Below are 24044 nucleotides of genomic sequence, written 5' to 3' on the forward strand. Positions count from 1 at the left end.
CTTCTGCACTTATTTTCTACATAAATAAAAAAGGTGGTGTTTTGTAAAAGATTCTTCTCATGAATGGTTTCTAAAACTAAAAGGAGCGTGTCTATTATGTCTAAAGTCAAAAAGCAATTATCATTTTTAATTTCCTTAATGATTATTTTAACTCTAGTTTATCAACCCAATTCAATTTACATGGGTAAGGCATATGCCGCCGACACATCTTATTATGTTTCACCAAGCGGAAACGATTCTACTGGAAATGGGTCCATCGGCAGCCCTTATAAAACGATCACTAAGGCACGCGACGTTATTAGATCCTTGATAGCGGGAGGAATGTCAGGCAACATAACCGTCTACTTAAGAGGAGGATCTTACTTCCAATCTTCAAAAGTGACTTTTAATGAAAGCGATTCCGGGAGAAACGGGTACAAGGTAAAATACACGAACTATACAGGTGAAGAGCCAATTATTTATGGCGGCGAGCAAATAACAGGATGGACACTTTATTCAGGCAGCATATACCAGAAGAATGTCGGTACGGGCTGGAGCTCCAACTACCTGACTGAAAACGGGGTTGAAGGCACCAAGGCCAGATATCCCAATAGCGGGTATAAGACCGTTGCAGCCCCTTATGTTTCAGCGGATCCACAGCATCAATTCCATTTCAGCACCGGCGATATACCAAGTATAAGCAACGTAAGCGGTTCTGAAATTTATTTATGGCCGGGAGGACCTGACGGGACACACAACTGGTTTGCTGGAGTGCTGCCTGTCGCTTCTATAAATTACACTTCCAAATTGGTTACTTTAGGTCAGCCTGCATTTTATGAATTGGGAGTAGGAACCCGCTATTTTATTCAGGGAGCTATGGAATTACTGGATTCACCGGGAGAATTTTACTTGAATACCGGAACGGGAATTCTGTATTACTGGCCAAGGAACTCCAACATTGCGACACAGGAGATAACGGCTGGCAAGATAGACACGATTTTTGAATTTAAAGGCAGTTCAACGAGCAATCTCGTACAGAATATCATCGTGGACGGTCTAACATTAAGTACAACCAATTTCAGCAGCGAGTACGAAGATTCCGGACTGGTAACCCTTGAGAATGCCCAGTATATAACGGTATCCAACTCTAAGCTTCACAACTCTGGAACCAACGGCATATTAGGCATCAATTATGTGAAATACAACTCTATTACCGGCAACCTTATCTATGACATTGGTGTAAGCGGCGTTTTCTTTCATGTCAAAGATGCACAAGTAGGCGGCTACCTCAGCCAATATAACACGATAACCAACAACCATATTTACAATCTTGGTCAGGAGATTGGGCATGGAAATGGCATTGAATTGAAGCATAGCGGATACAATACAGTTTCTTACAATAGGATACATGACAGTAAAAGGTTTGGCATCCGAGCCGTTACTAATTCCCTGGATTTTGGCGGGACAGTTGCTACCTCGGAAACAAAGAATAATATTTTTGAATACAACGATCTTTTCAACTGCATGACCGATTCGCAGGACGGTGGAGTATTCTATTTATGGGGCACCACTACGGGCAATATTTTTAGATATAACAAATTACATGACAGCAACGTCTATTTCTCCTATGGCTGGGGTTATTATGCAGATGACGATACCGACAGTTTGAACGGATATGATAATCTGATCTACGGCTTGCAAAGACAGCTTAACGGAGGAGACTTAAGGTCTTCGGTCGTTATCAGGGGTACCAACAGCAAATTTTACAACAATGTTGTGGCTGATAGTCCATTAGCTGTTGAAGGTGCGATTGATTACTTCACAAGTCAGGATCCATACGGCGGTCGGAGGAACACGACAAATGTCGAGGTTGGCAAGAATATTATTTACAATTCAGCACCTACCAACAGCTTAAACCATTGGTATGACGGAGTTATAAATCATAATGTCGATTGGAACTCAGGCAGATATGCTTATATGGACTATAACCTCGCCTATAATCCTAGTGGACAGTATTATAATCAAACTGGATTTGCCGGTGTTGTAAACTGGACAGCGTGGCAAGGTTATGGCTATGATACACATTCTGTCACTGGGCAGGATCCCCTATTCATGGATACGGCTAATTCCGATTACCGTGTGAAGGCAGCTTCTCCAGCCTACAGCTTGGGTTATCACGATATCAATGCCGAACCGATGGGGCTGCTGAGCACATTCAAATTCACGGATGCAAGCGAATCGATTGACAAGCTGTTCATCAAGACGGGTACTACCACTGCAGGCCAAGCGACAGTTAAAATATTGCCAAGCACAACGTCGCAGCTGACCGTATCTGGGAGAACATTATCCGGCTACCTGTTAACAAATTTAGCTGCTTACACAACATACGCGAGTGATAATACGAGTGTTGCTGCTGTAAACAGCAGCGGTTTGGTAACGGCTACCAGTACCTTGGGAACTGCAAAAATAACAGCAACGGTTACAAAGAATTCAATAGTAAAAACGGTAGCCATTTATATAACCACAACGAATACGACTCCAACACCGACACCGACGCCGACACCAACTCCTACACCAACGCCTACGCCGACACCAACACCGACACCGCAGACATTGCCATTCTCCGATAATTTCACAAGCGGGTCCGGTAACTGGACAGTCATTAGCGGGGCATGGTCCTTGGTAACGGATGGATCACAGGTTTACAAGCAGTCGACAGCTTCAGGCGAAACGTTTGCAACCGCTGGAAATTCTACCTGGAGCAATTACTCCATATCAGCTGATGTTAAACGTCTCAGCGGAAGCAGTGCAGGTATCGTTGGAAGGGTATTTTCACTCAACCAGTTCTACCAGCTGGAATTAACCGGCACCAACTGGTATATCTACAAAAATAATCTCGGAACTTGGACTCAATTGGCCGGGGGTAGCTACACTTCAAATACAACTACCTTCTACAACTTGAAAATGAGCTTTTTCGGCAGCACTATAACGGCTTATATTAATAATTCGCAGGTAGGTACGGCTACGGATTCCTCTTTCAGTACGGGGAAGATAGGTTTAAGGCAATACTCAAGCACCGCAGAATATGATAATGTTTTGGCACAGAGTGTAGGGGGTACACCAACGGCAACGCCAACACCAACACCAACGGCAACACCAACGGCAACACCAACACCAACACCAACACCAACACCAACACCAACACCAACACCAACGCCACCACCAGGGTTGCCGTTCACTGATGATTTTCAAAGCGGATCGGGAAACTGGACAGTAGTAAACGGTACATGGTCCTTGGTTACAGATGGATCACAGGTTTATAAGCAGACGGCTACTTCAGGTGAAGCATTTGCAACCGCAGGCCAATCAACCTGGAACAACTACTCAGTATCAGCCGATGTTAAACGACTTAGTGGAACCAGTGCGGGAATCGTCGGAAGGGTAACCGCAAACGACAAGTTCTACCAATTCGAAATAACCGGCACCAACTGGTATATCTACAGGAATAATCTCGGTACCTGGACTCAATTGGCAGGAGGCAGCCACACTTCCAATACGACTTCCTTCTACAATCTGAAGCTGAGCTTCAGCGGCAGCTCTATAACAGCATATATTAACTCTACACAGGTAGGTACGGCTACGGATTCAACATTCAGCTCGGGAAAAGTGGGTTTACGGCAGTACTCAAGCTCTGCGGAATACGATAATGTGTCCGTGCAGAGTATAGGGGCTACACCAACACCAACACCAACACCAACACCAACACCAACACCAACACCAACACCAACACCAACGCCGCCACCAGGGCTGCCGCTCTCCGATAATTTCGAGAGCGGTTCGGGTAACTGGACTGTCGTAGATGGAACGTGGTCCCTGGTAACCGATGGGTCACAAGTATACAAGCAAACGGCTACCTCGGGTGAAGCATTTGTAACTGCTGGCCAATCAACCTGGAGCAACTACTCCGTATCGGCCGATGTTAAACGGCTTAGTGGAACCAGTGCAGGAATCGTCGGTAGGGTATACGCAAACGACCAGTTCTACCAGTTCGAAATAACCGGAACAAACTGGTATATATACAAGAATTATCTGGGTACCTGGACTCAGCTTGCCAGTGGCAGCTACTCTTCGAATACGACTACCTTTTACAACCTGAAGCTGAGCTTTTACTCCAACAGTATAACCGCTTATATTAACAGTTCTCAGGTAGGTACGGTTACGGATTCCTCCTACAGTACGGGAAAAGTCGGTTTAAGGCAATACTCGAGCTCTGCGGAATATGATAATGTGTTGGTTCAGTAACAGCATTAACCAATAATACAAAGCTTGACTGTCGGGATTCCTTTCCAAGGAGTCCCGATAATTACATACAAGCAACATGTTGGAACTAGAAATATCGAGGAGGAATTTGTTTGTTTTGGACAGTGGAGAAATTGCAGAAGCGTATTAGTGAGTTGTCGAAATACCGTTATAAGGATACGGTCGAACTGAACAGTTGGGTTTACAAGGAAGATCAGGAAAAACGAATTGGCGCCTATCCTCCGAATAATCTAGATACAGACCGAATCGTCAGTAAAGGGGATCGCTGGGAAGGCAGAGATTTGTATGTGTGGTTGCGTAAATCGGTAGAGATACCCAATGCATGGAAAGATCGAACCATTGTCGGCTTATTCGATTTTGGCAAGACTGGATCAGGTCACAACTCAGGCTTTGAATCTTTGCTTTTTATCGATGGTAAGCCATATCAAGGCGTTGATTCAAACCATATAGAAGTTTTTTTGCCAGCGGACCTTATCGGGAAAGAAGTCGACTTTTGTTTCCGGTTATGGTCTGGGTTGGAAGGGTGGGAGGTACCTGGAAAGCTGAATCACGTGTTTAAAGAAGCCGCATTAGCAGTACTTGATGAACGGGTAGATAGCCTGTATTACACGAGCTATGCTGTATTGGAAAGTGCAAAGCTGCTCAGGGATGACCAAACGGAAAGACATGAGCTGCTGAAAATGCTCAATCGCATCTTTCTCATGATTGACTGGTCAAAGCCTGGTTCTGATATATTCTATAGTTCACTTTATGAAGCAGAGCTTCACCTCCAAGAAGAGCTCAAGAAATTGGCAAAGATCCATCCAGTTACAATTCACTGCATAGGTCACACGCATATTGATGTCGCATGGCTATGGCGCCTTTCTCACACGAGAGAGAAGTCAGCCCGTTCGTTTTCAACTGTTTTGCGATTAATGGAAAAATATCCAGAGTATATTTTTCTGCAAACTCAGCCGCAGCTGTACGAATATATTAAGTACGACTATCCAGAGATTTATGAACAAATCAAACAACGTGTCAAAGAAGGCCGCTGGGAAGTCGGTGGTGCTATGTGGCTTGAAGCAGATTGTAATCTGACCAGCGGTGAATCCATTGTAAGGCAAATTTTATACGGAACCCGATTTTTCCAGGAAGAATTCGGTGTGTCCTGTAATTACGTGTGGTTGCCGGACGTGTTCGGATATAGTTGGGCACTTCCTCAGATTCTGAAAAAATCTGGAATTGATACGTTTATGACAACAAAAATCAGTTGGAACCAGTATAATCGAATGCCTCACGATACTTTCCAGTGGCAAGGTATCGACGGTTCAAAAGTGCTCACTCACTTCGTGACGACACCAGAAATACCAGGTTCTAAAGTTTGGTGGTATACCTACAATGGCATGACCGACCCATTCGCCGTCAAGGGAATATGGGATACGTACAGGGACAAGACGATTAATAATGAATTGCTATTGTCATATGGCTACGGTGATGGTGGAGGCGGCGTGAACCGGGATATGCTTGAAGTGCGACGAAGGTTAGAGTCGATGCCGGGAATTCCGCATGCAGTTACCGGACGAGCGGATGATTATTTCACACAACTGCAGGAGACTTTTCAGAACACGGATCAATACGTTCACACATGGGATGGCGAGCTATATTTGGAATATCACCGCGGCACTTACACGAGTCAAGCGTATAACAAGAAAATGAACCGGAAGCTTGAACTTCTGTACCGGGAAGTCGAATGGTTGCAGTCAGTGGCATGCATTGCTAATGGCTCTTGGACAGGTTATGAGACAGAACGTCTGAAAGAAGGCTGGCGAACGATCATGAGGAATCAGTTCCATGATATTATTCCAGGCTCCTCAATACCAGAAGTATACGCTGATTCTAGAATCGAATACGCCGCGGCGGAACTAATCGGACATAGGAACTGGAGGGAAGCTGCCAATACCTTAAAAGATCAGTCAGTTAAAGCTGAATCAGAAGTACCGAATAATGAGCCTTTACCGTTTACGGTGTTCAATAGCTCTGGGTTCGAACGTACCGATCTATTGAAGGTGACTTTGAAAGAAACTGCTGAAGCGGGGGATTGGTTGGATAAAGATGGGAAAGGTCTGGTATCTCAACGATTTGGGGATGAATGGACCGTACGAGTTGTCGGCATTCCTTCACTTGGTGCCAAAACGGTCTTTTTCCAACCGATAGAACAATTAATTTTGACGAAAAAGGCTGATACTCCTTTTGTACTCGCAGATCGGGTATTGACAACATCGCATTATATTATGGAATGGAATGAAGCTGGACAACTAAAGCGTTTGTATGATCGGGACACGAAAAGGGAAGTGCTTTCGGAAGGGAAAAACGGTAATGTTCTTCAAGTGTTTGAAGACAAACCTTTAGCTCACGAAGCATGGGATATTGATCTCTTCTATCAAGAGAAGATGCAAGAAATAATCACACTAACTGACTTCGAATTGTTGGATAACGGTCCACTTTCTGCATCGATGAAGTTTGTGTGGTCGTATGGTGATTCGACAATAGAACAGAAATTGACTGTCTACGAGAACAGTCGACGCATTGATTTTCAAACACGAGTCGATTGGCAGGAAAGCCAGCAGCTGCTAAAAGTTGCATTCCCGGTATCGATTCGGGCAACAGAAGCGACTTACGACATTCAATTTGGCAACGTGAAGCGTCCTACGCATTGGAACACAAGCTGGGACTATGCCCGATTTGAATCTGTTGGACATCAATGGGTTGATCTTTCTGAACGAGGTTATGGTGTTAGCCTATTGAATGATTGCAAATACGGTCATGATATCAAGGATAATATCATCCGCCTGTCTCTAATTAAATCACCTATTTTTCCTGATCCCCTTGCTGACCGTGGAGAGCATCTGTTTACCTATGCATTACTTCCTCATATAGGCGATTGGGTTGAGGGACGAACGCAACAGGAAGCTTGGATGTTAAACAATCCACTTAGCCAAATACAAGGAGATACCATCATAGCGGACAAATCACTAATGAGGACAGATGCTGCAAACGTGATGATTGACGCTATTAAGAAAGCCGAAGACAGTGATGCGCTTGTGTTGCGTTTGCACGAATTTACAGGAGCAAGCAGTGCCTTAAGGCTGGAGAGCGACTTTCTTATACAATCTTGGCAAGAATGTGATTTAATGGAACGTCCATGCGGCGAAATATCGAAAGAGCCGACGATTGATGTTGAGATAAAACCGTATGAAATCAAAACATTCCTTATAAAGGTCATATCGTCATAATAATAGTCACGTTAAGGAGGAAAAGTACTATGTCTAATGAATTTATAAACCATTTGCCGAAGCTTTCTGATTCCTATGTATTAACGGAAGAACAAATCAATGATTTCCAAAAAAACGGTCATATCTTTTTGAAGCAGGTGTCCAATCAAGAAGAAATCGAAGTCTTCCGTCCGATTGTCGGAGATATGGTGCGTAACCTGAATCAGGAATCACGCCAGATGCATGAACGCGATACCTATGGAAAAGCCTTTATTCAGATTTCAAACATATGGGAAAATAGCTTGGCGATTCAGCATTTTGTTTTTGCCAAGCGTTTCGCGAAGCTTGCAGCAGATTTATTGGGAGTTGATGGTGTCCGGATATATCATGATCAGGCTTTGTTTAAAGAACCTGGCGGGGGCCATACACCGTGGCATCAAGATCAAATTTATTGGCCGCTAGATACGGATAAGACCATTACCATGTGGATGCCCATCGTGAATATTCCACAAGAAGTAGGTTCCATGACTTTTGCCTCTGAATCACAAAAGCTTGGCTATTTGAGTAAATTGGCTATTTCCGATGAATCCCACAAGACGCTAAAGGAATATATTGAAAATAAAGGGATTGCTACAATTAACTATGGAGCTATGAATGCTGGCGATGCCACATTCCATTCGGGTTGGACACTCCATAGCGCGCCGGGGAATCCAACCGATTACATGCGGGAGGTTATGACAATAATCTATTATGCAGATGGTACCAAAGTGATGGAGCCTGATACAAATGCAAGAAATTCGGATTTAGCACGATGGTTACCGGGCTTAAACGCAGGTGATTTGGCAGCAAGCAGGTTAAATCCATTATTATTTAAAAAGTAATGCTCACGGTAAGAGTGGTTACTGCTGATTTCTTGTCTATCAATAACTCGTTGATTCTTGATTTTCTGTAAATAACAGGCTTATAAACTTGAAAAGTGGATTGACAGCCTGCTATAATACGTGTTAATGTAAGGGAATAATATTCGCTTTACTGCATAAAAGCGTAGAAGCGTAGACGCGATGAAGAAAGAAGGAAGAGAAAATGAGTAAAGATAAATGCAAGATTTTGGATTGTACCATTCGTGATGGCGGGCTAGTCAACAATTGGGATTTCAGCGTTGAGTTTGTTCAAGACCTATATAAAAGCCTAAGCGAAGCTGGCGTTGAATATATGGAAATTGGTTATAAAAACTCACCAAAGCTGCTTAAAGGTGAAGCGGGTCCTTGGCGCTTTTTGGATGAGAGCTTCTTGAGAACGGTTATTCCACACAAGACAGAAACTAAGCTTTCGGCATTAGTCGATATTGGTCGTGTAGACGAGAATGATATTCTTCCACGCAGTGAGAGCATGTTGGATCTAATCCGTGTTGCTTGCTACATTGGCGATGTGGATAAAGGTCTTGAATTGATTCAAACCTTTCATGATAAAGGCTACGAAACAAGCTTGAACATTATGGCTCTTTCCCATGTATCGGAGCCAGAATTACGCGAAGCATTCGAGGATATTGCCAAAAGTCCAGTCGATATCGTCTACATTGTAGATTCATACGGAAGTATGGATTCGAAGGACATGGAATATCTAGTTGATAAATTCCAAACTTTACTGCCAAACAAGCAATTGGGAGTCCACACTCACAACAATATGCAGCTTGCATTCTCCAACACATTGACAGCTGTGCATAAAGGTGTAACTTTCCTTGACTCCTCTGTTTATGGTATGGGTCGCGCTGCTGGAAACTGCCCAACGGAGCTTTTGGTTAGCCAATTGAAAAATCCACGTTATGAGCTTCGTCCAGTCTTGGAGGTTATTGAAAAGCATTTAATCCCAATGCGTGAAACCTGTGAATGGGGCTATATCATCCCTTACATGATTTCCGGAGCATTAAATGAACATCCTCGTGTAGCTATGGCCGTTCGTGATAATGATGAAGATAAAGATAAATATGTTGAGTTTTATGATAAGCTGACTTCACCTGAAATTATTGTGAAACACAAATAAATCGCTTAACCTCTTATGCCTGATTATTAGGGCGGAGAGGTTTTTTTTCGTCTAGCGACGGTTTGTGTTAGAATACTCATAGAGATATACATATCATTGTAAGATAGGCTTGTTTTAAAAATGGGAGGAGCGGGAATTTTGTTACATAATTTTGTTCATGGTTTATTAGAATTTTTTACGCAGTTTGGTTATTGGGGTGTCATGTTTGGTTTAATGATTATTATCATTCCTAGTGAGATTGTTCTAGCTTTTGCGGGGTATCTTGTATTTAATGGGGATATTACCTTCTTAGAAGCTTTTATTTTCGGGATGATTGGCGGAGTTATTGCTCAGATTTTCGTTTATTGGATTGCACGTTATGGCGGAAGACCTTTTTTGGATAAGTTTGGAAAATATTTCTTGATCAAAAAACATCATGTGGAGCTCTCAGAGGACTGGTTTAATCGTTATGGCAAAGGTGTGGTATTCACGGCTCGTTTTGTGCCTATAATCCATCATGCGATTTCTATACCAGCAGGCTTAACGCGGATGAAGCTGAGCACTTTTACCTTGTATACGACATTGGGGTTGATTCCATGGACTATTTTGTTTATTTATTTGGGTAAAACCTTGGGTGGACAGTGGGAAAATATTAATGAAAAAGCGGGTCCTTACTTAATGCAGTTAATTTTGGCTGCTGTTGCGCTTACGCTGCTGTATTTCTTGTTTATCTGGCTTAGGCGTCGAAAAAAAGCTAATTCCATTCAAGGCTACATAGGTGAAAAAAATACAGCCATTAAGCTGAAGGACCTTGGGAGTAACTACAGAGTGCTGCACGGAAAATCTGTGCGCTCCAGAGGCGCTGCTGAGGATATTGATCATGTGGTTGTCGGACCTAATGGGATATTCCATATTGAAACGAAGAACTGGCATGGCGCGATTCGTTTCACAGAAGCGGGCATTGAACGAAGTCAGCCAGAGCATCATGATGATCCGAATGCGCAGCTCGAGCGTCAAGCTTTTATCATAAAAGAGCTGCTGAGAGCGAACAAATTAGAAGCCGATGTAACGGGGATTCTGAATTTCGCGGACCCCCATTGTGCGCTCGAAGGTGGGAGCTCAAGCTTTACAACGGTTAAAGTAGACCAGCTAGGAACAGCAATTCTCAATTATAAGTCAAGTAAGTCCTTAAATTCGGATGAAATACGGGCAATTATTAAAATTTTAGATGAACATAGCAAGCCTAGTAATAGATGAGATAATAACGCTGATTAAGGACTTGGAGGGATAGTATGGGGATATTTTCTTTTTTGAAGGGTCAGTTTGTTGAGGTTATTGAATGGACGGAGGAGGAAGATGGCGATTCTATCGTACATCGGTTTCCTGCTTATGACAATGCAATCAAGATGGGCGCACAGCTGACTGTACGTGAATCGCAGGCTGCGATTTTTGTTAATGAAGGTCAAATTGCCGATGTATTCGGGCCAGGCAGATATGAGCTGAGTACACAAAATATGCCGCTGCTGACTGCATTGAAATCTTGGAAGTTTGCGTTCAATTCACCCTTTAAAGCCGACGTCTATTTTGTGAAAACTACGAATATTACCGACCAAAAATGGGGCACAACGAACCCAGTTATTATGCGTGATAAAGAGTTTGGCGTAGTGCGGGCGCGTGGGTTTGGAAACTATTCCTTCAAAATAAAAGATCCTGCTATCTTCATGAAGGAGATCTTTGGTACGCAGAAAGAGTTTAACCCTGAGCAAATCAGTGGACTTTTCAAGACGATTATTGTCTCTGGTCTGAGTGATTTGTTGGCTGAGTCGGGTATTCCTATTATTGAGTTAGCTTCGCATTATGATGAATTAAGTGTTAGGGCTAGCGAGCGAATTCTCCATCATTTTGAAACCATTGGCTTGGTGTTAACGGGATTTATTATTGAGAATATCTCATTGCCAGAAGAAGTGGAGCAGATGATTGACCGTAAATCATCGATGAATATCGCGGGGAATCTAGATAGCTATATGAAGTATCAAACAGCAGAATCAATCCGCGAGGCGGCCAATAATCCGGCTTCCGGATTAGCAGGTGCTGGTGCTGGCTTAGGAGCAGGCATGGCAATGGGACAGATGATGAATCAGATGATTTCACATCCAACTCCGGAGCCGCAGGTTGCTGCAGCTACTCCAGCTCCAGTCGTTCCTGCTGCCGCTCCTTCAGGTGCAGCACCACGGTTTTGCAGTCAATGTGGCGCAGCTTTGGAGGTTAATGCGAAGTTTTGCTCGGGATGTGGAACAAAATTATAAAGGATGAGTGAGCATGGAAGAGGAGCACGATCAGCTTGAACAAGAGGGAGTTGCTACATTTCCTTGTCCAGGCTGCGGTGGGCAGATGCTGTTTGCTACAACAAGTCAAAGCCTGAAATGCAAGTATTGCGGTAAAGAAAAGATCATTGAGAATGGATCTGATGAGCCGGACGAACATGAATTGGCTTTCTCGGATGAGGAAGCTGTCGATGAAGCGCTTAAGGATTGGGGCATGGAGCAGCAAACGATTAAATGCGAGAGCTGCAGCAGTGAAATGCTAATCCCGGCAAGCCAAACTACAGCTGTATGTGCCTTTTGCGGCTCAGCTAAAGTATTACCGCAAGGCGATGCAGGGAGCATTCGTCCCGAATCCATTATTCCCTTTCAAATATCCCAGCAGGATGCAGTGGCAGCTTTTCAGAAGTGGAAAAGAAAGCGTTGGTTTTTACCCAACGCATTCAAGAATGGCAATACGAAATCTCAAATTGCAGGAGTGTACATTCCCTTCTGGACCTTCGATTCCGATACAGAATCTGCGTATACTGCCGAGGTTGGAATATACCATTATCGTACGGAGACTCGGACTCGAGTTGTGAATGGGAAATCAGAAACCTATACGGAACAAGTTCGCTATACAGTTTGGCATTGGACGAATGGCAATTATGATTTATTCTTTAATGATGTGCTTATACCTGCTTCTATTTATAACGATGGTGCTTTACTAGAGCGTATGGATGATTATAAGTTGGATAAACTCACTGCCTATCAACCAGAGTACTTAAGCGGCTTTGTTGCACAGAAATATACAGTTCCCTTGCAAGAGGGCTGGGTTAATGCCAAGGATGAGATCAAGATCACTTTGATGCATAATATCAGGCAGGTCATTGGCGGCGATGAAATTCGTGCATTAAATATCAACACAAGCTATTCCAATCAGACATACAAGCACATTTTGCTGCCGGTTTGGAACGCTACTTACAAGTATAAGGATAAAACCTACCAGTATGTGGTCAGCGGAGAAACCAGCAGTGTTTATGGCAATGTGCCACGGAGCCAATTAAAGATTACGCTATTTGTATTAATGTGTTTAGCCATCATAGTAATTATTATCTTCGTAATTAAAATGAATCAGTAATTAGAAAAATCACTCCTCGGGTGATTTTTTTTTTTGTCCTCTACCCCCGCATAAATCAACTAATAAATTTCCTAACCAACTAAAGATATTCCATGTTTTGCAGCGCTAAAGCCTTTAATAATTTAAGTTATAAAGCCGAGATTTACAGCTATGATCCTTTGCCACAGGCTATGGATCGGGTAAGAAATTCAGTGCAAGGCATGTTTGCTGGAGAGACACCTGAGAAAGCTGCTAATGAAATCTAGGATCAAATCGATAAGCTGACTAAATAAGCTGAAATTGCATTTAATAAAAAAATTCGCTCTGCTAAAAGCAGAACGGATTTTTTGTGCTTTATAGAAAATCAAAATCAAACAAAGATTTCCCGCAAGATCTATTATATTGCTAATTAATATTATATATTGGAATAAGCAATTATAGGGGTATTTGATAAATTATTGCTCAATCATGTATTATATTGCTGTATTATAACTTGAGTTTTAATCAAACTTTAAATGGTTAACCAGCGTCATATCACGGCCGGAACGAAATTCTCCTGGCGGAAATCCGACCCATTTGTGAAAAACCTTGGAGTAGTAGCTTCCGTTGGAATAACCTAATTTCCGTGCGATTTCATCCATAGTAAGCTGGGTTTGACGAAGGTATTCAATCGATTTCTCCATGCGAATTTTAGTTAAATATTCAATCGGTGTTAATCCTGTAGTTTTAGAAAAGCTTCGGGTGAAATGGAACTTGGACAAGCCAACGGCTTGAGCGATTTCTTCCAAGCTATGCAATTGATCATAGTTTTTATCTAAATAATCGACCGCTTGTTGAATTTTTGGTGGCCAAGAGGACTTTGCTTTTTTCGAAGCATTGCTGAAACGAAGCAGCTCCATCACAAATTGATAAACAATCGAGGAAGCAATAAATCCATCGGTTATCCGATTGTTGCTTGCTGCAATGAAGGCTTCCTGCATGCAATAAACAACAGAGCTTTCTTTAGGCAAGTTCACAATTGGCCCTAGCTGACCTACAACGGTCTCCCAATGCTCCAATATATTATGCGGACGAAAAAGTATAAAACCAAATTCCCAGCTTTCACTGGATTTAGGTAAGTAATAACGGTGTTGACCCGGTATTTCGACTAGAAAAGCTTGATTTGGATAGATGTCATAGGTCTTATCCTGGATATCAATGCAGCCTTGATCTGAAATTGTATATTGGAATAATAATAAAGGGCCATCTACACGAGTTAGTCCATCCCAATTATAGGAATGCTCGACAATTCTTTCGCGCCCCACAGCAAATAGCTGATAGAATGAACTGATCTTTGTATCCAGAAAGCGAAAGCCATAGGTTGAATACTGGACTTGAGACGACATACTAATATCTCCTTCACTTCAGCTAGAATAGATCTAGTTTATCAAATTTTAGATTGGGGGTCAGCATTTATGAAAATTAAACGAATTCGGATGAAATTATTACTTGCCATGCTGCTGACTACTATAATCCCATTATCGATTACTGCCGGTATTATTCTCTATCAGGTTTCGCAGAATATGGACGAGAACAATCGGCTGGCTAAAGACCGCACCGAACAGGATATGAAAGGAAGAATTGAAGAGTATGGTAAGGATCTCTTTGATAGCGCCTATTCGGTTTATTACAATATGAGTTTGCTCGAAAGCTTAGCCAATGACAAGGATTATGTGCCTAGTGACACCAATACATACGATACGGCTCATGATATGCGGGAATTATTATATGGAATCTATCTCAAATCTCGCTTAAAGGATATAACAGGTGTTTACTTAGTTAATTCTCAAGACGAAATGGTAGGCAGCTTTTTTTTGAATTCACTTCTAAATTATTCGGTTCTCAATAAAACAAATCTGGAAAGCTTACGAAAGGATTTAGATCATGCGAAAGACCCGATGAACCCATTAACCGTGTTTCATTATAAAAGCATTTATGGGGAGCCTAGCTTGCAATATTTATTCCCGCTGCAATTTAAAGAGAAGCGGATCGGGATCTTGGTCATTGATGTGAAGGAAACCTATTTTCGCAATATGGTAGAAAAGTATAATCAATTCTATAAAGGTCAGATTAGGATCACAGATCGTTCCAAGCAAATTGTCTATCATACGGATCCAACATTAATTAATACCCCATTAACGACTAACAGCAGCCGTCATACCATCACAATCGAAGTACCTATTGAATTATCGGATTGGACGCTTTCGTATGTTTACCAGGTTAATCCACAGCTAATTCTATTCCAGAGAGTAGCGGTGGGGATGATTTGTCTGGCCTTTTTATTGGCACTATTAATCTCTCTATACTTAAGCTATGGCATAACGAAGCCTATTGTCAGCTTGCATCACAATATGCGGTTGATTCAGAAGGGAGATTACACTGCACGAGCCAAGGTGCAAACTCTCGATGAAATAGGGTTTCTAGGCAATCAATTTAATAGTATGGCTGAGACGATACAACAATTGATCGAGCATGATTTAAAGCTGCAATTGGTTAATAAAGAAACTCATATTCGTGCACTTCAAGCCCAAATTTCACCGCATTTTTTACACAATACCTTACAAGCCATGTCGAATATAGCCACGATTAGAGGCGTACCCGAGGTTAAACTTATCTGCGAATGCTTAAGCAATATGTATCGCTATAATATGAATATTACGGACGAATGGGTGTCTTTAAAAGAAGAAGTTATGCATGTACGCAATTATTTGGTGATAATTAATAAGCGATATCCAGAGATTTTACGGATTCGGGTCCGGATGGACAGCAGCTTGACCAATCTGATTGTACCTAAATTGATTATTCAGCCTATTGTGGAGAATGCCGTAGAGCATGGACTTATTTCATCACGCCTGAATAAGAAATTACTCAAGTTATATTTTCAGAAAGATGAGGCCAATCAATTATTCATCATTCATATTTTGGATAATGGGACAGGGATTACGGACGAGGATCAATTTGAGATTAATCACAAATTGCAGATGGATGCTAACCTAGCGCGACAAGGCAAGCAATCGGATGATTCAATTGGGATGTACAATGTCCAAACGCGGATTCATCTGCTTTGTGGCTTGGATTATGGGCTTAGTGTCCAAAGTAAAAGAAATAAGGGTACACATATCCAAATTAAACTACCGCTCAAAGAGGTGATCTAGCATGAGAATACTAATCGTTGATGACGAAACAGCCGTACATGATCAGATAAAACGCTCAATTGCTTGGCGAGAGCTGGACTGGCAGCTTGCTGGCGATGCTTATAATGGGGAGGAGGGTTTAAACAGGAACCTGGCACCTTGGGTTTTATCAAACGTTTCAGCATGACTGCAGGGTGGTTATAAGCATTTCTTGGTAATGCGGTATGCTTTTCCCTGTCATTTTTTTTTCTTTATCACGAATGGTAGTTTTGTGTTTATTGCCTTTGCTGTCATAGGTAACCCATTCACCAACAGGCTCGCCCCTGTCAAAATACCCTGAATGCTTTATTGTTCCATCGGGACGATACCATTCCCAATAGCCGTCTGGCTTATCCTCAATCATTTTTCCCTTTGACCATATTGTTTTTCAATTTGCATGGTACTTGATCGTAAAGCCATCAATCACTTCCAGTTGTTTATCCTTCACACTGTTTTGGGGTATCAAGTAACTTTTTTTATTTTCTACGAATTTGCCTCCAATAATCAGCTTTTTGTTAATTATATGTTTATGTTTAATGAAAATGTATTGTAAAACAATATATTACCTTCGTCTATTTCGGAATTATAACATTTCGCGTTTATACTTGGTTGGATATTGGCCAGTTAGTTTTTTGAATATGTTGTAGAAATAATTGGCGTTGGTATATCCGACCTGCAGGGCAATTTCACTGGCAGGAAGCTCCGTAGTCAACAGCAGATCTTTAGCCTTATTAATGCGTAGCTGGTTAAGATAGTTTGTAAACATGCCACCGACCTCCATTTTAAATAATTGGCCCAAGTAAGCCGTGTTTACATTAAAGTGAGCCGAAAGCATCTTTAAGGATATATCTGTGGCATAGTGGGATTCCATATAATTTAGAACTCGATTAATTAAGGGGTTGCTGTCTGCTTCCTTTTTCAAGAGCAGTTGATCAATGAGGTTACTGACAAATTGCTTGACCCAGTTAATTAGCTCCAGCCGGTCATGAATTTCAAAAATTTCCTGTAAAAAATGATCGGTGCTATTGAATATCACATTTTTATCAATTTTTATTCTTTGGTTTAAATGGTAGGTATGGTTATACAGCAGGTCTATAGATATATTTTGCAATAGGACCGGATTCATGTTGGGTACCTGTCGCAGTCTTTCAAAAAAGTTATCCATGAAGTCAAATGAACTTTGTTTATCGTGATTAATGATGTGTATCCTCAACTGTTCCATATCTGTCTGAATGGTAATTTGATGGTCTTCATAGCTTGGTCGTGCTGCATCAAAATCTATTATCGTATTGGGCTCGGAAATTAGACTGTAATCGATTATCGAATAAGCATGCTCATAGCTTTTATAAACATTTCGAAAGTCAGATTGAAGGCTGCCTAAAGCAGCAAAGACATTTATTTTTAAAATTTTACTAATATTCTCGATGGAAGCTTTAATTAGCTGCTCGATTTCTTGCTTATCTTCCAATAATGTATGACTTGCAAAGAGAAAGATAAAATCACTTTTGTGGTTGCTAATCACTATGCTTTTTCCAAAGCTGCCGATTACTTCATTGGCAATATTCAGAACGGCAAATGTAAGGACCGGGTCTGATTTAATAAAACTGCCAATACCAGCATTCACTATTCTCATAAAGCCGATTAAATAGGTTGGACATTTCAAATCAATCTGGACAATTGCAGCTCGTTCTTTCAATTCTGCAGGCTCAATAACGTTGGTAATCCACCGGTACAATATATTCTCCCGCAGTATGCCGGCATTCTCACGCAATTTGAACTTCTCATGAATTTCATTATCAAGCTTTTTTACAGTGGTTAAAAGCGTGGAAGACAGCTCGACCTCATTGATAGGCTTCAACAAGTAATTCTCTATGCCTAAAGGCAAAGCTTTCTTAATATAATCAAAATTATCATATCCGCTTAGAATGATACATTTAATATCAAGCCCTTCTTCGCGGATTCGCATTATTAATTCAAGACCATTTACATTTGGCATTTGTATATCTGTAATAAGGATATCTATGGCCAAGCCTTTGATCATTTCAAAGGCTTTTTCTCCCTGGTTGGCTACAGCTGCAATTACTAATTTATGCTCGTCCCAGTTAATGATTTGGCGCAGTCCCTCGAGGATAAAAGGTTCATCATCCACTAGCATGACCTTGTACATGAGCTTCCAACTCCTTCTTTGTTTTCGCGGGCAGCTTTACCAGGATTTGTGTGCCTGAACCTAATTTACTAATAACCTGTAGCCCGTAAGCTTTGCCATAGATCAGCTTGATCCGTTGATTCACATTAATGATTCCAATGCTGTTAGTCTCGATAAAGGATTGATCGGAGGACAATCGCTCATTGATTAGAGTTAGTTTAGCTTCTGAAATACCCAAACCATTGTCACTGACACTGATATGAAGAATATCAGTGTCGAGTTTGCCATGAATTCGAATATGATTATTTGCCCTCGTAATATCAATCCCGTGAAGAATGGAATTCTCGATTAAAGGCTGGAGCAGATGCCGAATAATCGCAAATTCTGCAATACGGTGATCAATGTCAAAGGTGAATTGCAAATTTTCTCTATAGCGGATATGGAACAGCTCGAGATACATTTCACAGTAATCCAGCTCCTCCTGAATTTGCACGAACATTTCTTTATTGATATTGCTGCGAAACAGATTAGCCAGAATTCGAATCATTTTACTAACATCCTGGTTTCCTGAAGTAAGGGCCTTCATTCGAATACTTTCCAATGTGTTATAGAGGAAGTGGGGATTGATCTGGGATTGCAGGGCGTATAATTCAGCGGTCCTCTGCTTCAGCTCGGCATCCGTCTTCTGAAGATCCGAAACGTAGCTCCGATTGATGTAATCAGACAGATTATCAACCATTGTATTGAAATTATTGGATATCAGGCTGATTTCATCATGGCTTGGCGAGAGTACAACCCGGACGGATAAATCACCTTTTTTAACTCGGTTCATTGCTTTAATGATTTCTTTAATTCTTTTGGAGAATACTGACATGCTGAAGTAAGAGAGAGTGAGAATGGCGGTTAGGCAAATGATTAATAAAAATATTATGGTATTGCGAATCGATGTAGTGCTTTGGTAAATTTGATTGCCTGGAATAATGGAAAGGATAAGGATGCCTGAGCTTTCAATAGAGGATACACTTACCAATGAATCATTGATTTTAATTGTTTTCGGCAAATCAGCCGCGATTTTACGCAAATCAGCGAAATAAGGAGCCATTGATTGGGAGCTTTCACCGGAGGAATCAAAAACCGAAACCCCTTCATAAGTAAGAACAGAGATGCGATTATCAAACTTCTTATAATCCCTTTGAACATTAGCAATGATAGCTTTGGTGCTAAAGTTGACTAATAAATAGCCGAGGTTTTTTTCAAAGCTTTCGGAATGGATATTTGCAGCAATTGAGAATATTTCAGATTTATCATTAAAGGCTGGGCTGACAGGTTGAAAGAGATTTAGTGATGGAATTAGCTTTACGCCGTATAAATCGCTGTCAATCCGCTTGGTTATCTGTCTAATCTCAGGATTTAAGTCGGAGTGAGTACTTCTATTCGTGAAATACTGCGGGATAGTATCTATACTCTTCCAAATTAATATATCCATAATATCTTCATCAAGCATATTCCCGGCGCGAAAATACTTATTAATCGCCAGCTGATCCGCGTAATAGTCTAGTGAGCCTGGATTGATCTTGTTTTCCAGAAAATGAAACACGCCAGATACATCTATAATATTGAGATTTTGGTTCTGATTCAAATAAAGCTGTTGGAGGATTTGTTTAACTTTATAGCTTTTTAGATCCATGTAGCTCTTAACCTGTTGGTTTACTTGTTCATTATAATTCAAAGCATCATTTCTTGCTGAAGCCATGATGTTATGGAGGATAATAAAGGCAAGCATTGTAAAAGCGACCGAAATGATGATCGTGTACGTCAGCAGGATTCGGTTGAAAAACTTTTCCCTGAACTGTTTATTTATCCATGAAAGCATGCTCATCACCCTGAATCAAGTATATTCCAAGGCTAACGAGACAGCAATCCTTTGAACATACAAAACCATAATTAGTGTGGTTAACCTGAAGTTTTTATTCTTGTTGGCGGACTTTATATCGATTAGTATTTAGGCATAAGGGGGGGAACAACATGGTTACCAAACGATCCAGTAAAGATATGAGCTTATTATTAATGGCAATCCCACTCATATTGCTTACTTTTGTATTCTTCTATCTCCCTATTTATGGCTGGATTTATGCCTTCTTCGATTATCAGCCAGGAGTTCCTTTAGGAGACCAACATTTTGCCGGGATCAAGTATTTCCAAATGCTCTTCGAAAATGGCAATGAATTTGTTAATGCCTTAAAGAATACTTTAACCTTCAGCTTTCTGATTTTTTTATGTGCACCACTGCCGATTATTCTCGCGATTATGGTTACCGAAGTCCGCAGCAAGAAAGTTTCGAAGATTATCCAAACTGTAACGTCCTTGCCGAACTTTATTTCCTGGATTCTCGTCTTCTCGATATTCTTTGTGTTCTTTAGCAATGGAGGATTCGTTAACAGCACGTTAGACCATCTGCAGCTTATAGATGAACCTTTCAGTCTAATGAGCGACAGTGATAGAGTCTGGTTGGTCCAAACTTTGGTTTACCTGTGGAAGAATATCGGCTGGAGTGCAATTATTTACATTGCAGCCATAGCAGGTATAGACGGTGAATTATACGATGCGGCAGAAATTGACGGAGCAGGCAGAATGGGAAAGATTCGGTATATCACGCTTCCGGGAATTAAACCCACTTTCATTGTACTGCTTTTAATATCAGTCGGCGGGATGCTGAACAATGGGTTTGAACAGTACTTTGTGTTTAGCAACCCGTTGATTGCTGAAAAAATTGAAGTTTTAGATACTTATGTATACCGTGTGGGATTAGGAAACGCGCAATATGCGTATGCAACAGCGGTAGGGATTTTCAAAACAATTGTCAGTATTATTTTATTGTTTTCGGTAAATGCCTTGTCCAAATATATGCGCAAAGAGTCGATATTTTAATGGCTGGAAAAAGGAGGTGGGGTTAGGCATGCGCAAACATTCCAAGGGTGACCGGCTATTTGATATTCTCAATATTTCCCTGTTGATGATTGTCTCTATCCTGTGTTTTTACCCGTTTTATTATATTTTTATATACTCGATCAGTTCGCCGAATGAAGTAGTTAGAGGGGGACTTTACTTATGGCCGATTAAACCGACTTGGATTAATTACGAGCAGCTGATCCATAAGAAGGAAATCTACAATTCCTTTTTTGTTTCCGTAGGAAGAACAGTTGTTGGAACTATTCTAACTGTAATCTGCTGCAGCTTGTTTGGCTATATTCTGACCAAGGATAAATTGAAGTTCAGGGTAATCATTTACCGCTATGTGGTTATTACATTATATATACAAGCAGGACTGATTCCTCTATATATGGTGTATAAAAATTTGCATTTAATCAATAATTTTATGGTATATGTGCTTCCCGGCGCTATTGCAGCTTTTTATATCATTCTGGCTAAGACGTATATTGAACAGATACCGGCAGCAATTGAAGAATCCGCGATGATTGACGGTGCGCATTATTGGACAATCTTTATAAAAATTATATTCCCGCTGTCCATGCCCATAATAGCAACAATAGCAATTTTCACAGCCACCTCGCAGTGGAATGCCTGGCAGGATAATTTCTTCTTTATCAGCAATTCCAAGCTTAGAGTACTTCAATTGGTCTTATATGATTATTTGAACAACTCTCAGCAAATGGTTAATGATTCGGCCTCTATACTCAACTCAGCCAAAACCAATCAGCTGCAGGTTACGCCGATGTCGATACGGATGACGATTACAATGATTACAACATTGCCTATCATCCTTGTATACCCGTTAATGCAGAAGTATTTTGTAAAAGGGATCATGATTGGCGCTGTAAAAGGGTAATTCGATGTTCATTCTGCTCAAGGCGATCTTGAGTTTTATGATAGATAAACATAACTAAAGGGAGGCATACACAAATGAAGAAGAAAAGTATTAGCATGCTGCTTGCCATTGTCTTGGTATTATCCGCTTGCAGCAGTTCCAAGAGCGGCACTAGTACAAGCCCCGGGGCAAGCACAAGTCCAGAAGAAACCAAGGCTGCAGGTGAAGCATCAGCAACACCTGTTGTCAAACCAAAGGTTACACTGAAAATTTTCGCAACAGATATCAACGATGTTTCACCTGGTATCCAATCTGATCCGATTGCCAAAGAGATCGAAAAACAATTAAACATTATCTTGGACGTAACCAAAGTAACCGGCGGACCGGATTACAGCACCAAGCTATCTGTATTAACAGCTTCCAATGATCTTCCTGATTTATTCTGGGTACCTGGCGGAATTGAAAGAAAAGTGCTGATGAATGCCAATGTTGTTCTGGATGCAACCGATTTAATCCAGACGAACGGCAGCAATTTAACGGGTAACCCGACAGTAAATGAAGCTTTGGAATTTTCAAAAAAGTTCTTAAGCACTGGTGAAAATACAGGAAAGCTGTTGTTTCTCCCATTCATGAATGGTCAGCAGGTTGTGCCTACCTGGCCGGTTGTAGCGCCGCAAATTCGTTGGGATCTTTATAAAAAAATGGGTTATCCGGCTGTGAATTCATGGGATGATCTATTGAAAGTATTAGCGGATATGCAGAAGCAATTTCCAACTGCGCCTAATGGCAAGAAGGCCTATGCGGTAACCTTTCACAGTGACTGGGGCGATTGGCCAATTAATTCCGGGCAGCTTATGTTAGGCTATACGGATGCCGGCGCAGGCATGGCTGCAGATATCTCTGATCCAGGTAAATTAATTCCTGTACTGACTGTTAAGGACAGCCCCTATTGGCAATTGGCGAAGTGGTTCAATAAAGCGCATCAAATGGGAATTCTTGATCCGGATTCCTTCACACAGAAGTTCGATCAGCTTGCAGCCAAGCAAAAAGCTGGAGAGGTTTATTTTGTAGAGCCAGGCTGGTTAAGAGCAAACTTTGATGATGGAAAACCAGAGGATGGCTTTGCTGCTATTCCATTAATTAATGGAAATAAATTTACGGCTGGATCGATTAATTCCAAGGGTGGACGCACTTACGCCATTAGCAAGAATAGTAAAAATACCGATCGCGTGATGGACTTAATCAACTGGCTTAACTCGGTTGAAGGTGCAAAAACGATTCAGAATGGCGTAAAAGGGCAGTCGTGGGATGTTGTTAATGGTATTGAGCAATATAAACCAGACATTGAAGCCGCTATTATCAAAGGCGGACTTACACCTGATTGGTATAAACAAACAGGCGTTATGCTTTATTCACAGTTCAGCGGTCTGGATCCAACTTATATAGATCCACAAACTAAGAACCCGATTAATATTACAAACTCGGTAGATTTCCAAACTAAATCGAATAGCACTAATTTGGTTCTTAAGGATTTTGTGGAGCATTATAAATTGAAGACACCAGGCGATCCTTGGTTCAATATAGAGCATAACAGTGCCGACTATGCAATAAATGATGCGATTGCAATGGCTCCGGATGACATTAAAGCGATTGTGGATAAGGTCAATAATTTTAAGAATACGCGCATTTTCAAAACCATGTTGGCCAAGTCTGATGAGGAATTCAACAAGCTTCAGGACGAATTTATTAAGGACGTCAATGATTTAGGCTATCAAACGTATGTGAAGTGGAATTCAGATGCCTGGGTTAAAGCATCTGAGGAAATGGAAAAATTAAAACATTAAGGCTTTGAAATTCGCAATGGGGAATTC

Annotated in this window: 17 protein-coding genes and 1 pseudogene; 14 read left to right on the forward strand and 4 right to left on the reverse strand. The window is 41.3% G+C overall.

The features are described from left to right. Positions 1 to 96 precede the first annotated feature (96 nt). From EHS13_RS05780 to EHS13_RS36640, 9 genes and pseudogenes are all read left to right on the forward strand, one after another. Positions 97 to 4281 (forward strand): right-handed parallel beta-helix repeat-containing protein, encoded by a 4185-nt coding sequence (locus tag EHS13_RS05780; protein WP_162462974.1) that lies wholly within the window; start codon positions 97 to 99, stop codon positions 4279 to 4281. Positions 4282 to 4391: 110 nt separating this feature from the next. Continuing rightward, positions 4392 to 7571, forward strand: a complete 3180-nt coding sequence (locus EHS13_RS05785; protein WP_155699448.1) for an alpha-mannosidase — start codon at positions 4392 to 4394, stop codon at positions 7569 to 7571. A 29-nt stretch (positions 7572 to 7600) separates the two neighbouring features. Further along, the gene (locus tag EHS13_RS05790; RefSeq protein ID WP_155699449.1) at positions 7601 to 8431 is read left to right on the forward strand and encodes a phytanoyl-CoA dioxygenase family protein; all 831 of its coding nucleotides are present in this window, start codon (positions 7601 to 7603) and stop codon (positions 8429 to 8431) included. 202 nt (positions 8432 to 8633) lie between these two features. After that, complete coding sequence (locus EHS13_RS05795) at positions 8634 to 9590, forward strand: aldolase catalytic domain-containing protein (protein WP_155699450.1); 957 nt, start codon at positions 8634 to 8636, stop codon at positions 9588 to 9590. Positions 9591 to 9728: 138 nt separating this feature from the next. Continuing rightward, positions 9729 to 10322: pseudogene (locus EHS13_RS36630) on the forward strand (DedA family protein); the annotation flags it as partial. A gap of 21 nt (positions 10323 to 10343) precedes the next feature. Next, complete coding sequence (locus tag EHS13_RS36635) at positions 10344 to 10826, forward strand: nuclease-related domain-containing protein (protein ID WP_227013996.1); 483 nt, start codon at positions 10344 to 10346, stop codon at positions 10824 to 10826. A 35-nt stretch (positions 10827 to 10861) separates the two neighbouring features. Next, positions 10862 to 11875 carry an SPFH domain-containing protein gene (locus EHS13_RS05805; RefSeq protein ID WP_155699451.1) on the forward strand — a complete coding sequence of 338 codons (1014 nt, stop codon included), beginning with the start codon at positions 10862 to 10864 and terminating at the stop codon, positions 11873 to 11875. Between the two features lie 13 nt (positions 11876 to 11888). Next, positions 11889 to 13010: a TFIIB-type zinc ribbon-containing protein gene (locus tag EHS13_RS05810; protein WP_155699452.1), complete on the forward strand. Its 1122-nt coding sequence runs from the start codon at positions 11889 to 11891 to the stop codon at positions 13008 to 13010. Positions 13011 to 13102: 92 nt separating this feature from the next. After that, on the forward strand, positions 13103 to 13255 hold the full coding sequence (locus EHS13_RS36640) for a hypothetical protein (RefSeq protein ID WP_227013809.1): 153 nt from the start codon (positions 13103 to 13105) through the stop codon (positions 13253 to 13255). 234 nt (positions 13256 to 13489) lie between these two features. Here EHS13_RS36640 and EHS13_RS05815 read toward each other — a convergent pair whose 3' ends face one another. Beyond that, positions 13490 to 14374, reverse strand: coding sequence for an AraC family transcriptional regulator (locus tag EHS13_RS05815; protein WP_155699453.1), 885 nt, complete (start codon positions 14372 to 14374; stop codon positions 13490 to 13492). A 69-nt stretch (positions 14375 to 14443) separates the two neighbouring features. On the opposite strand from EHS13_RS05815, the gene EHS13_RS05820 reads away from it, so the two are divergent. Together EHS13_RS05820 and EHS13_RS05825 are read left to right on the forward strand one after the other, a co-directional pair. After that, complete coding sequence (locus tag EHS13_RS05820; protein WP_155699454.1) at positions 14444 to 16183, forward strand: sensor histidine kinase; 1740 nt, start codon at positions 14444 to 14446, stop codon at positions 16181 to 16183. Between the two features lies 1 nt (position 16184). Then, positions 16185 to 16349 (forward strand): response regulator, encoded by a 165-nt coding sequence (locus tag EHS13_RS05825; protein ID WP_155699455.1) that lies wholly within the window; start codon positions 16185 to 16187, stop codon positions 16347 to 16349. Here EHS13_RS05825 and EHS13_RS36645 read toward each other — a convergent pair. The 3 genes from EHS13_RS36645 to EHS13_RS05840 form a co-directional block, all read right to left on the reverse strand. Beyond that, a complete protein-coding gene (locus EHS13_RS36645; RefSeq protein ID WP_227013810.1) occupies positions 16341 to 16565 on the reverse strand; it encodes a toxin-antitoxin system YwqK family antitoxin in 225 nt (74 codons plus the stop codon). The two genes, EHS13_RS05825 and EHS13_RS36645, sit on opposite strands and share 9 nt — an antisense overlap. A 219-nt stretch (positions 16566 to 16784) precedes the next feature. Beyond that, the gene (locus tag EHS13_RS05835) at positions 16785 to 18368 is read right to left on the reverse strand and encodes a response regulator (protein WP_155699456.1); all 1584 of its coding nucleotides are present in this window, start codon (positions 18366 to 18368) and stop codon (positions 16785 to 16787) included. Beyond that, complete coding sequence (locus EHS13_RS05840) at positions 18343 to 20220, reverse strand: sensor histidine kinase (RefSeq protein WP_162462976.1); 1878 nt, start codon at positions 20218 to 20220, stop codon at positions 18343 to 18345. Before EHS13_RS05840 ends, EHS13_RS05835 begins: the two co-directional genes overlap by 26 nt. A gap of 152 nt (positions 20221 to 20372) precedes the next feature. Here EHS13_RS05840 and EHS13_RS05845 point away from each other — a divergent pair, with 152 nt between their 5' ends. The 3 genes from EHS13_RS05845 (at position 20373) to EHS13_RS05855 (ending at position 24017) form a co-directional block, all read left to right on the forward strand. Further along, a complete protein-coding gene (locus EHS13_RS05845) occupies positions 20373 to 21275 on the forward strand; it encodes an ABC transporter permease subunit (protein WP_155699458.1) in 903 nt (300 codons plus the stop codon). Positions 21276 to 21303: 28 nt separating this feature from the next. Further along, positions 21304 to 22194 (forward strand): carbohydrate ABC transporter permease, encoded by an 891-nt coding sequence (locus tag EHS13_RS05850; protein WP_155699459.1) that lies wholly within the window; start codon positions 21304 to 21306, stop codon positions 22192 to 22194. Positions 22195 to 22268: 74 nt separating this feature from the next. Next, positions 22269 to 24017 carry a type 2 periplasmic-binding domain-containing protein gene (locus EHS13_RS05855; protein ID WP_155699460.1) on the forward strand — a complete coding sequence of 583 codons (1749 nt, stop codon included), beginning with the start codon at positions 22269 to 22271 and terminating at the stop codon, positions 24015 to 24017. The last annotated feature ends 27 nt before the right edge of the window (positions 24018 to 24044 follow it).

Source organism: Paenibacillus psychroresistens (assembly GCF_009728935.1).
Classification (GTDB): Bacteria; Bacillota; Bacilli; order Paenibacillales; family NBRC-103111; genus Paenibacillus_AC; species Paenibacillus_AC psychroresistens.